Origin of the sequence: Catenulispora yoronensis (assembly GCF_039531695.1) — a bacterium.
GTDB classification, from domain to species: Bacteria; Actinomycetota; Actinomycetes; order Streptomycetales; family Catenulisporaceae; genus Catenulispora; species Catenulispora yoronensis.
Genome location: NZ_BAAAQN010000048.1, coordinates 24001 through 34172, shown reverse-complemented (window position 1 = coordinate 34172; position 10172 = coordinate 24001). Strand labels below are relative to the sequence as shown.

The following is a 10172-nucleotide window of genomic DNA, read 5'->3' as shown; positions in this document are numbered from 1 at the left end:
GTAATGAACTGCGTTCGACACTAGTGGCTCATGGGGGGTCGCAGGAGTGGAAGAAACCCGGAGACCGTGGGATCGACGCTGATCAGAACCCTCGGTCCCGCTCTGCCCCGATGGTCGTGTCCTCGCCGTGCCCGGTGTGCACGACCGTCTCCGCCGGCAGCGCGAACAGCTTCTCGCGGATCGACGCCTCCAGTGTCCCCCGGTCGCTGAACGACCGGCCGGTCGCGCCGGGGCCGCCGTGGAACAGCGTGTCACCGGTGAACACGCAGCCGAGGTCCGGCGCGTACAGGCACACCGCGCCGGGCGCGTGGCCCGGCGTGTGCAGCACCCGCAGCGTGGTGCCCGCCACTGGCAGCTCCTGGCCGTCGGCCAGGTCGACGTCCCACAGCGTGGCCCCGGGGTCCTCGGGTCCGCCGTGGACGAGTTCCCACAGCGGCTTGTCGGCCGGGTGCAGCAGGATCGGGGCCAGCGCGCGCTCGCGCAGTTCGGGGGCGACGCGGACGTGGTCGTCGTGCGCGTGGGTGCACACGACGGCCTTGATCCGGCGGTCGCCGACGACGGCCAGGATGGCGTCCACCGAGTGCGGGGCGTCGACGACCACGCATTCGGTGTCGTCGCCGACCACCCAGATGTTGTTGTCGACGTCGAACGTCTCGCCGTCCAGGGAGAAGGTGCCGGAGGCCACGGCGTGGTCGACGCGGACCGGCATCAGAGGATCACCACCGAGCGCAAGACCTCGCCCCGGCCCATGCGATCGAAGGCGGCCTCGACGTCGTCCAGGCCGATCTCCTCGCTGACGAAGGCGTCGAGGTCGAGCTTGCCGCGCAGGTAGAGGTCGACGAGCATCGGGAAGTCGCGGCTGGGCAGGCAGTCGCCGTACCAGCTGGACTTCAGCGCGCCGCCGCGGCCGAAGACGTCGATCAGCGGGAGGTCCGGGACGCGCATGTCGGGCGTCGGCACGCCCACCAGGACCACGGTGCCGGCCAGGTCGCGGGCGTAGAAGGCCTGCTCCCAGGTGTCCGGGCGGCCGACCGCCTCGATCACCACGTCGGCACCGAAGCCGCCGGTCAGCTCCCGGATCGCGGCCACCGGGTCGGTCGCGGAGGAGTCGACCGTGTGGGTGGCGCCCAGGCGCGTGGCGGCGGCGAGCTTCTTGGCGTCGATGTCGACGGCGATCACCGGGTTGGCGCCGGCCAGCACCGAGCCGGCGATCGCGGCCACGCCCACGCCGCCGCAGCCGATCACCGCGACCGACGTGCCGCGGGTGACCCCGCCGGTGTTGATGGCGGCGCCGATGCCAGCCATCACGCCGCAGCCGAGCAGGCCGACGGCGGCGGGACGGGCGTCCACGCTGACCTTCGTGCACTGACCCGCGGCGACCAGGGTCTTCTCGGCGAAGGCGCCGATACCCAGGGCCGGGCTCAGTTCGGTGCCGTCCTCGAGCGTCATCTTCTGCTTGGCGTTGTGCGTCGCGAAGCAGTACCACGGCTCGCCGCGCTTGCAGGCCCGGCACTGGCCGCACACGGCGCGCCAGTTCAGCACGACGAAGTCGCCGGGTTCCACCTCGGTCACGCCCGGGCCGACGGCCTCGACGATCCCGGAGGCCTCGTGGCCGAGCAGGAAGGGGAACGCGTCGTTGATCCCGCCTTCGCGGTAGTGCAGGTCGGTGTGGCAGACCCCGCAGGTCAGGACCTTGACCACGGCCTCGCCGGGACCGGGGTCGGGGACGTTGACGGTGACGATCTCGACCGGGGCGCCCTCGGCGCGCGCGATGACGGCCTTCACCTGCTGCATGTCACTCCTTCGGGATTGCCCTGCCGGAGTTCCATTCTTGCTCACCGGGCGGCGGAAACCGGGGCGGATCGCGGAGCCCGGCGCGGCTGTGCGACCGCCTCGATCACTGCGAACCCTGCTGGGGCCGGGTCCCGGTGGCCAGCGGCAGGAAGAGGTCGTCGACGATCGCCAGGATCCGCTCCGGCGGGATCGGCTCGTACGTCATCAGCATGTCGTGGCGCATCAGGTCGAACGGCATGGTCAGGACCGCCGGCGGGATGGTGTCCAGGTCGATCTCCCCGCGCTCGTGGGCGTGGGCGAAGACCTCGTCGGACAGCCGCGGACGGTCGCCCAGGATCTGCTCGCGGACCTCGGCCGGCGTCAGCCCGCTGCTGGCCAGCAGGCCGGAGAAGGCGGCGGTGATGCTGGCGGCGAAGCCGACGCGGCCGGAGCTGGCGCTGCCGAGCAGCGCGATCATGTCGTCGCGCAGGTTCCCGGTGTCCGGGACCTCGATCGGGTTGGTCGTGCCGAAGTGCCGGATGGCGGCCAGGACCAGGTCGTCCTTGTTGGGCCAGCGGCGGTAGAGCACTGCCACGCCGGTCCTCGCCCGCGCCGCGACCGACTCCATCGTCATCTTGGGGAAGCCGACCTCGACCACTTCCTGCCACGCGGCGTCCAGCAGGGCGGCCTCCAGCTCGTCCCCGCGCCGGCGTTGCCGCGGCTGCCGCGCCTGTTCCGTCACGACGACCAGCATAGTCGTCCTCCGTCGATAAGAGAGGCTTCCATTTCTTATCTTCGCGGCCTACTCTCTTTTAAGAGATGAGTTCGTCTCTTATCGCGGAGGGGTGGTCATGGCACTGACACGCGTATCGAAGGACAGAGGTGGGGCTCCGCCGTCGGGGTCGGGGTCGGGGTCGGTCGGGGCCGGGGCCGGGGGCGAGAAGGGTGAGGTCGCGGTGCTGGACCCCGCGGCGGTCAAGACCGCGCTGATCCTGATCGTCGGGGTCATGGCGGTCATCTTCGACACCACGATCGTCAGCGTCGCCCTGCACACGCTCGCGGCCGACCTGGACACCTCGGTCAGCACGATCCAGTGGGTGACCACCGGCTACCTGCTGGCCCTGGGCATCGCCGTGCCGCTGAGCACCTGGGGCCAGCAGCGGTTCGGCGGCAAACGGCTGTGGATCTTCGCCCTGAGCCTGTTCCTGGCCGGTTCGGTCGGCGCCAGCCTGGCGTGGAACGTCGGCGCGCTGATCGGCTGGCGGGTCGTCCAGGGCGTCGGCGGGGGCCTCATGCTGCCGCTGATGACGACGCTGATCTTCCAGGCGGCCGGCGGCAAGGCCCTCGGCAAGCTGGTCACCTACGTCGCGCTGCCGCCGCTGCTCGGACCGATCCTCGGCCCGGTCCTCGGCGGCCTCATCCTGACCCATCTGAACTGGCGGTACATGTTCTGGGTGAACGTGCCGTTCTGCGCGGCCGGGCTGTTCCTCGCGGTGCGGGGTCTGACGGACGACACCCCTGCCAGCCCCGCCGGCCCGGTCCGTCCGCGGCTCGACGTCCCCGGCCTGCTGCTGCTCGCGCCGGGCACCGCCGTCGTCCTGCTCGGCCTGGCCAACGCCGGCAGCTCCGCCGGGTTCTCGCACGCGGACGTCGTCGTCCCGCTGGTCCTCGGCGTCGTGCTGCTCGCCGCCTTCACCGTCTACGCGCTGCGCCGCAGCCGTCCGCTGGTCGAACTCCGCCTGCTGGCCAAACGATCGGTGGCCTCGTCCACGACGGTGCTGTTCTTCTCAGGCTTCTCGCTCTACGGCGCCATGCTGCTGATGCCGCTGTACTACCAGGACATCCGCGGCGCCACGGCCCTGAGCGCGGGCCTCATGATCGTCCCGCAGGGCCTGGGCACGCTGCTGTCCCGGGTCGCCGTCGGCGGCACCATCGACCGCTTCGGACCCCGCGTCATCGCCCTGTCCGGCTTCGCCGTCGTCGCGGTGGCCACCATCCCGTTCGCGCGATCCGGCCCGCACACCGACGAGTGGCAGCTGGCCGCCTGGATGGTGCTGCGCGGCTTCGGCCTCGGGGCCGTCACCATGCCGGTGATGGTCGCGGGCTACATCGGCCTGGAGAAGCACGAGATCCCCCACTCCAGCGTCCTGACGAGGACCGCGCAGCAGGTCGGCGGCTCATTCGGCACCGCGGTTCTGGCCGTGATCCTCCAGAACGGCCTGGCCGACCGGACCGCCGAACCCTCGGCCGCGTTCCGGACGGCGTTCTGGTGGTCGGTCGGCTTCTCGGCGGTGGCGGTGCTGCTCTCGCTGTGGCTGCCCGGCGCTCAGAAGCCTGCGAAGCCTGCGAAGCCTGCGAAGCCGGCGGATCCGGTCAGCCGGTAGGGTGCCCGCGGTAGGAGCCGAACGACCAGCGGTTGCCCTCCGGGTCGCGGGCCTGGAAGTCCCGGGAGCCGTAGTCGGTGTCGAAGGGCTCCTTGACGATCTCGGCCCCGGCGGCCCGGGCCCGCGCGCAGACGCCGTCGGCGTCGTCGGTGACGACGTAGGCGCCGAACGACCCGGGCTCGATCGCCCACGCGTCGTCCCGCACACTGCCGAGCATGACGCCGCCGCCCTCGGGCCAGGCCAGCTCGGCGTGGTTCACGACCTTGCCCTCGGCGTAGACCACGGTCTCCACGAAGCCGAACGCCTCGGTGAGGAAACCGATCAGCGCGTGGGCATCGCGGGCCCGCAGCGTGGGCCAGACCTGCGGGGGCGGGGTGGTGTCGGCGGCGCTGGTGGTGTCGGCAGCGGCGGTCGGGTCCGCGGTCGTCGGCGCGGCGCTGGTGTCGGTGTTGGTTTCGGTATTGGTGTCGGTCATCGGGATCGGCCTCCTCGGAATCGGGATCTGATCCCACCCTCACCCGCCGGCGTGCCGCTGGGCTTGGATGTTTCGGAACTCCTCGGCCACCCAGGCGACCGGCGCGCACCCGGCCAGCGCCCGGAACTCCCGGTCCAGATGCGCCTGGTCGAAGTAGCCGTGCTCGACCGCGAGGTCGGCCAGGCCCAGCCCCCGCGACGGCGCTAAGTACCCCGCCTCCCGCACCCGCGCCGCCAGCGTCCGCCGCGCCCGATCGAACCGCACCACCCGCGCCGCCGCTTTCGGCGTCAGTCCGATCTCCCGCCCGAACCGCCCCGCCAGATGCCGCGTGCTCCACCCCACCTCGGCGGCCAGCGCTGGCACCTGGACCGCGCCGCCGGAGGCCACCAGCATCCGCCACGCCCGCGTCACCTCCGGCGACACCGGCCGTCGCGCGTCGACCGCGGCCCGCCGCCGCATCAGCCAAGCGTCCACCGCCGCGAACCGGGCCGGCCAGTCCGGAGCCTCTCGCAGTCGCTCCCGCACCTCTAGCACGTCCCGCCCCAGCGCCTCGTCGGCGAACACATCGATCCCGGCCACCGCCCCGGCCGGCATTCCCAACAGCTCCCGCGCCGCCAGCGGGCTCATCATGATCTGCACTCCCGACTGCCGACCCTCGTGCACGATCAGCGCCGGCGACGTGTGCAGGCCGCCGAGCAGCGTGTCGAAATCGCCCGGCGCCTGGCCCGGATCCGGGTGCGCGGCGATGCTCAACGGCTCGTCGATGGTGAGGATCAGTGTCAGATAGGGGGAGGGCAGCCCGCGGTGCTGGGCCGGCGCGATCCCCGCCTGCCGATACCCGGAGTAGAAGGCGACGTCCCGGCTCAGCGCGGCATGCGGCGTGCCGCGCGCGGACTCGTCGATGAGGGCCACGCCTTCATTCTCGGCGAACCGCGGCCGCCTCGCCGCCGGAGTCCGAGCGCCGGGGCCGGACGTCGAGCGACGGCCGCCGGTTCAGCTCCTCGGCGTCCGTTCCCGTCGTGGCGCGCAGCGCCTGGTCGATCAGCGCCACCTCCGCCGGATCCAGCACGTCCTCGATCGCGGCGAACCCGCGCGGCGCCCGGTCGGCGACCAGGTCGAGCACCGGATCCATCGGGAAAGCGCGGTTCGCCAGCACGATCGCTGACGTCGGCGGACGCCGCACCGCCTCGTAGGCCGCGAGTCCCGCGGCGGGATCCTCGGCGCGGTCCTTGGCACGCGCCAGCTCGTACGCCAGGTGGCGCGCGTCGAGAACGGCCTGCGACCCGCCGTTGGAGCCGATCGGATACATCGGGTGCGCCGCGTCGCCGAGCAGCGTGACGCGGCCTCGGCCCCAGAACGGCAGCGGATCCCGGTCGGTCATCGGGTATTCGAGGATCTTCGGACTGGCCGCCATGAGCGCGCACACGTCGACCCCGGCCAGGCTCCAGCCCTCGAAGTGCGGGGCGACGTCCTCCAGCCGGCCGCCTCGGTTCCAGTCCGGCGCCTGGGCGACGGCGTCGGCGACGCGGACCTCGGCGACCCAGTTGATCAGGGCCCTGCCGCTTCCGGCCCGGGGCGCCGAGACCGGATAGACGACGAACTTGGCCTTGCTGTTGCTGCCGGCCCACATCATCGACCGGCCGGTCAGGAAGGGCTCCGCCTCGGTGCAGCCGCGCCACATCGTGACGCCGCTCCAGCGGGGCGGGCCCTCGTCCGGGTGGAACTGCGCCCGGACCGCCGAGTTGAGCCCGTCCGCGCCGATGACGATGTCCGACGCGATCGTCTCGACGTCGCCGGTCCGGCGGTCGACGACCTGGCTGCGGACCGGGCCAAGGACTTCGTCCTCCACCGCCCCGACGAACGAGCACCCGGTCCGGACGCTGTCCGCCCCGAGCCGCTCGCGCACCGCCGCCAGCAGCAGCGCCTGAAGCTCGCCCCGGTGCACCGAGTACTGCGGCCAGTCGTAGCCCGCCCCCAGCCCGCGCTCCCCGCGCCAGATCCGGTTGCCGAACACGTCCATGACGACCACCTCGGCCGTCGGCACCGCGATCCGCGCCAACTCCGGCCCCAGGCCCAGCTCGATCAGCTCCCGCGTCGCGTGCGGCAGCAGGTTGATCCCCACCCCCAGCGGCAGCAGCTCGGCCGCCGCGTCGATGACCTGGATCTCCCGCGCCAGTCCCGCCGCGTCCAGGCTCAGGGCCGCCGTGAGCCCCCCGATACCGGCGCCGACAATCAGTACCTTCACAATGACCCCCGCGACCCCCGCATCAGTACCCTGCCTTCCCTATTGTGCACCGGCCCGCGCGGCGGCCGGCCCGGAGGCCGACCCAAAGGCCGACACCATGGAAAGCTCGTCGCAGGCCGACGAAGGGAGCCGTTGATGCGCACGATCGGGTTGCTGGGCGGGATGAGCTGGGAATCGACCGTCTTCTACTACCAGGGCCTCAACCGGGGCGTGCGGGACCGCCTCGGCGGCCTGCACTCCGCGCCGCTGCTGCTGGCGTCCGTCGACTTCGCGGACGTCGAGCGCATGCAGGCCGAGGGACGCTGGGACGACGCCGGCCGCCACCTCGCCGACTGGGCCCGGCGTCTGGAGGCCGGCGGCGCCGAAGCGCTGGTGCTGTGCACGAACACCATGCACCGCGTCATCGACGCCGTCGCCGCCGCGATCGGCATCCCGGTGCTGCACATCGCCGACGGGACCGCCGACGCCCTGCTCGCCGACGGCGTCCGGACGGTAGGGCTGCTCGGTACCCGTTATACGATGGAGCAGGAGTTCTACTCCTCGGTGCTGCGGCGACGCGGCCTGGAGGTCCTGATCCCCGAGGAGCCGGGCCGGACCGCCGTGCATGACATCATCTACGACGAGCTGTGCCTCGGCGTGGTCCGCGAGGAGTCCCGCAAGGCGTACCAGGCCGTCGTCGAAGGACTGCGGGAAGCCGGGGCGCAGGCCGTCATCCTGGGCTGCACCGAGATCGGCATGCTGCTCGACGCCGGCAACTGTCCGCTACCGGTCTACGACACCACGCTACTGCACGTCGAGGCGGCACTGGACTGGGCCCTGAACCCCGAGTGAGCTGCGTCTCAGCCGGGCTCCGCCGACTTTGCGAAACGAACTCGTTCCGATACGATTTAGTTTCGAAACGGGTTCGTTCAGTATCAGACCGGTCGGCGGCCGGCGGTCGGCCGAGGACGGGAAGGGGTGAGCACCGATGATCCAGACGAGTCAGACCGACGAGTCCGTCCACGCCCCCGGGCGCAAGCGCGACGCCTCCCGCGACGCGGCACTGTGCCAGGCCGCGCTCGAAGTGCTCGCCGAGGTCGGCTACGACCGCATGACCGTCGACGCCGTGGCGGCGCGCGCCGGAGCGGGCAAGGCCACGCTCTACCGCCGCTGGGCCGACAAGGCCGAGCTGGTCGTCGACGCCATCGGCCGGATGAAGGCCCGTCCGGTGCTGCCGGACACCGGCACGCTGCGCGGCGACCTGATCGCGCTGGCCTGCCACGTCCACGACGCGGACGACACCTTCCGCACCGACGTCCAGGCCGGCCTGGTCTCCGGACTGGTCCGCGACGCCAAGCTCCGCGCGGTGTTCGCCGAGCAGTTCGTCGCCCCGCGCAAGGCCGTGTTCCGCACCCTGTTCGACCGCGCGGTCGGCCGCGGGGAGATCGCGCCGGTGCCGAACTTCGTCCTGTTGTCGGACATCGTCCCGTCCATGATCTTCCACCAGCTGATCCTCACCGGCCGACCACCGGACGCCGCGTTCGTCATCACGGTGATCGACCAGATCGTGCTGCCGCTCGTCGGCGCGCCGGTCCCGGACCCGCTCCGCGAGCTCTCCTGAACCAGCCCAGCATTCCGAACCACCCCGAGCACTCCCTGAACCACCCCCGCAGTTCCGAACCACCCCCGAGCACTCCTGAACCACCCTCCCAGCACCAGACAAGGACCCCTCCCGTCATGACCGAGTCGATAACCCCTGCCCTCGACCCGAGGCGGTGGCGGGCCCTGGCCTTCATCGCCCTGGCCCAGCTGATGGTCGTCCTCGACGGCACCATCGTGAACATCGCCCTCCCCTCGGCGCAGGCCGACCTGGGCATCTCCGACGCCAACCGGCAGTGGGTGGTCACCGCCTACGCGCTGTCCTTCGGCGGACTGCTGCTGTTCGGCGGCCGCATCGCCGACCGCTGGGGCCGGCGCCCGGCCTTCATCACCGGCCTGATCGGCTTCGCCGCGGCCTCCGCGCTCGGCGGCGCCGCCGTCAACACCGGCATGCTGCTGGCGGCCCGCGCCCTCCAGGGCGCCTTCGGCGCGCTGCTCGCCCCGGCCGCGCTGTCGCTGCTGACCGTCATGTTCACCCAGCCCAAGGAGCGCGCCAAGGCCTTCGGCATCTACGGTGCGATCTCCGGCGGCGGCGCCGCCATCGGCCTGCTGCTCGGCGGCCTGCTCACCGAGTACGCGAACTGGCGCTGGACGCTCTACGTCAACGTCATCATCGCGGTGATCGCCGTCCTCGGCGCGGTCTTCGAGATCAAGGAGCCCGCGGGCAGCCGCAACCACAACCGCCTGGACATCCCCGGCATCGTGCTGGCCGGCGCCGGCCTGGCCTCCCTGGTCTACGGCTTCAACAAGGCCGAGACCGACGGCTGGGGCTCGGCGACCACCCTCGGCTTCATCGTCGCCTCGCTGGTCCTGCTGGCCGCCTTCGTCGTCGTCCAGTCCCGGACCGCCGCCCCGCTGCTGCCGCTGCGCGTGGTCCTGGACCGCAACCGCGGCGGCGCGTACCTGACCATCGGCATCGCCGTGGTCGGCATGTTCGGCGCCTTCCTGTTCCTGACCTACTACCTCCAGGTCGTGCTGGGCTACAGCCCGCTCAAGAGCGGCCTGGCGTTCCTGCCGATGGTCGTCGGCATGATGGCCGGCGCCACCCAGGTCGCCGTCCGGCTGCTGCCCAAGGTCCCGACCAAGCTGCTGATGGTCCCCGGCGCCCTGATCGCCGCCTCGGCGATGCTGATCCTGACCCAGATCACGGTCGGCGGCTCCTACTTCACCCACGTCCTGCCGGCGCTGCTGCTGCTCGGCTTCGGCATGGGCCTGGTGTTCATGCCGGCCATGAACCTGGCCACCCACGGCGTGCGCCCGCAGGACGCCGGCGTCGCCTCGGCCATGGTCAGCACCTCCCAGCAGGTCGGCGGCGCCATCGGCACCTCGCTGCTGAGCACCATCGCCAACAGCGCGACCAGCAACTACGCCAAGGGCCACGCCGCGGGCGTCCACTCCGCGGCCGACCGCACCGCGCTGGGCCTGTCGGCCATGGTCCACGGCTTCTCGGTCGCCTACTGGATCGCCGGGGGCCTGCTGGCCCTGGCCGCCCTGGCCGCCGGGGTCCTGATCAACGCCAAGCCGCAGCGTGGCGGGCACGGCGAGGGCGAGAACATCACCGGCGGGGTCGAGGACGCGGTCCCGGTGCTCGCGCACTGACCGACCGTTTCCGGCCGACGGACCTGCCAAGGCCCGGAGCCAGTAAAAAGGCTGACCG

10 protein-coding genes are annotated in these 10172 nt (G+C 72.0%); 4 read left to right on the top strand and 6 right to left on the bottom strand.

All coding sequences use genetic code 11. The annotated features are described in order from the left end of the window. Positions 1-82: 82 nt before the first annotated feature. From ABD481_RS31920 to ABD481_RS31910, 3 genes are all read right to left on the bottom strand, one after another. Positions 83-709, bottom strand: a complete 627-nt coding sequence (locus ABD481_RS31920; RefSeq protein WP_344669536.1) for an MBL fold metallo-hydrolase — start codon at positions 707-709, stop codon at positions 83-85. After that, positions 709-1794, bottom strand: coding sequence for an S-(hydroxymethyl)mycothiol dehydrogenase (locus ABD481_RS31915; RefSeq protein WP_344669535.1), 1086 nt, complete (start codon positions 1792-1794; stop codon positions 709-711). The genes ABD481_RS31920 and ABD481_RS31915 overlap by 1 nt, the downstream gene beginning before the upstream one ends. Positions 1795-1897: 103 nt before the next feature. After that, the gene (locus ABD481_RS31910; RefSeq protein ID WP_344669534.1) at positions 1898-2515 is read right to left on the bottom strand and encodes a TetR/AcrR family transcriptional regulator; all 618 of its coding nucleotides are present in this window, start codon (positions 2513-2515) and stop codon (positions 1898-1900) included. Between the two features lie 109 nt (positions 2516-2624). Between ABD481_RS31910 and ABD481_RS31905 the strand changes: the two genes are divergently transcribed. Next, positions 2625-4157 carry an MDR family MFS transporter gene (locus ABD481_RS31905; protein ID WP_344669533.1) on the top strand — a complete coding sequence of 511 codons (1533 nt, stop codon included), beginning with the start codon at positions 2625-2627 and terminating at the stop codon, positions 4155-4157. Here the strand turns inward: ABD481_RS31905 and ABD481_RS31900 are convergent. Genes ABD481_RS31900 through ABD481_RS31890 form a run of 3 tightly spaced genes read right to left on the bottom strand, consistent with a single transcriptional unit; the run spans position 4147 to position 6877 of the window. Next, entirely contained in the window at positions 4147-4632 is a 486-nt protein-coding gene (locus ABD481_RS31900) for a VOC family protein (RefSeq protein WP_344669532.1), read from the bottom strand. The genes ABD481_RS31905 and ABD481_RS31900 overlap by 11 nt on opposite strands. A gap of 39 nt (positions 4633-4671) precedes the next feature. After that, positions 4672-5544, bottom strand: coding sequence for an AraC family transcriptional regulator (locus ABD481_RS31895; protein WP_344669531.1), 873 nt, complete (start codon positions 5542-5544; stop codon positions 4672-4674). A gap of 4 nt (positions 5545-5548) precedes the next feature. After that, entirely contained in the window at positions 5549-6877 is a 1329-nt protein-coding gene (locus ABD481_RS31890; protein ID WP_344669530.1) for a flavin-dependent oxidoreductase, read from the bottom strand. 135 nt (positions 6878-7012) lie between these two features. Between ABD481_RS31890 and ABD481_RS31885 the strand changes: the two genes are divergently transcribed. The 3 genes from ABD481_RS31885 to ABD481_RS31875 all read left to right on the top strand — a co-directional run bounded on the left by ABD481_RS31885 (position 7013) and on the right by ABD481_RS31875 (position 10114). Beyond that, the gene (locus tag ABD481_RS31885) at positions 7013-7708 is read left to right on the top strand and encodes an aspartate/glutamate racemase family protein (protein ID WP_344669529.1); all 696 of its coding nucleotides are present in this window, start codon (positions 7013-7015) and stop codon (positions 7706-7708) included. A 136-nt stretch (positions 7709-7844) separates the two neighbouring features. Beyond that, on the top strand, positions 7845-8477 hold the full coding sequence (locus ABD481_RS31880) for a TetR/AcrR family transcriptional regulator (protein WP_344669528.1): 633 nt from the start codon (positions 7845-7847) through the stop codon (positions 8475-8477). 116 nt (positions 8478-8593) lie between these two features. Beyond that, the gene (locus ABD481_RS31875) at positions 8594-10114 is read left to right on the top strand and encodes an MFS transporter (protein WP_344669527.1); all 1521 of its coding nucleotides are present in this window, start codon (positions 8594-8596) and stop codon (positions 10112-10114) included. Positions 10115-10172 lie beyond the last annotated feature (58 nt).

Bases quoted from the DNA above. Each gene is read 5' to 3' on its own strand.
- ABD481_RS31920 (WP_344669536.1), bottom strand. From the start codon at position 709: ATGCCGGTCCGCGTCGACCACGCCGTGGCCTCCGGCACCTTCTCCCTG.
- ABD481_RS31915 (WP_344669535.1), bottom strand. From the start codon at position 1,794: ATGCAGCAGGTGAAGGCCGTCATCGCGCGCGCCGAGGGCGCCCCGGTC.
- ABD481_RS31905 (WP_344669533.1), top strand. From the start codon at position 2,625: ATGGCACTGACACGCGTATCGAAGGACAGAGGTGGGGCTCCGCCGTCG.
- ABD481_RS31900 (WP_344669532.1), bottom strand. From the start codon at position 4,632: ATGACCGACACCAATACCGAAACCAACACCGACACCAGCGCCGCGCCG.
- ABD481_RS31885 (WP_344669529.1), top strand. From the start codon at position 7,013: ATGCGCACGATCGGGTTGCTGGGCGGGATGAGCTGGGAATCGACCGTC.
- ABD481_RS31880 (WP_344669528.1), top strand. From the start codon at position 7,845: ATGATCCAGACGAGTCAGACCGACGAGTCCGTCCACGCCCCCGGGCGC.
- ABD481_RS31875 (WP_344669527.1), top strand. From the start codon at position 8,594: ATGACCGAGTCGATAACCCCTGCCCTCGACCCGAGGCGGTGGCGGGCC.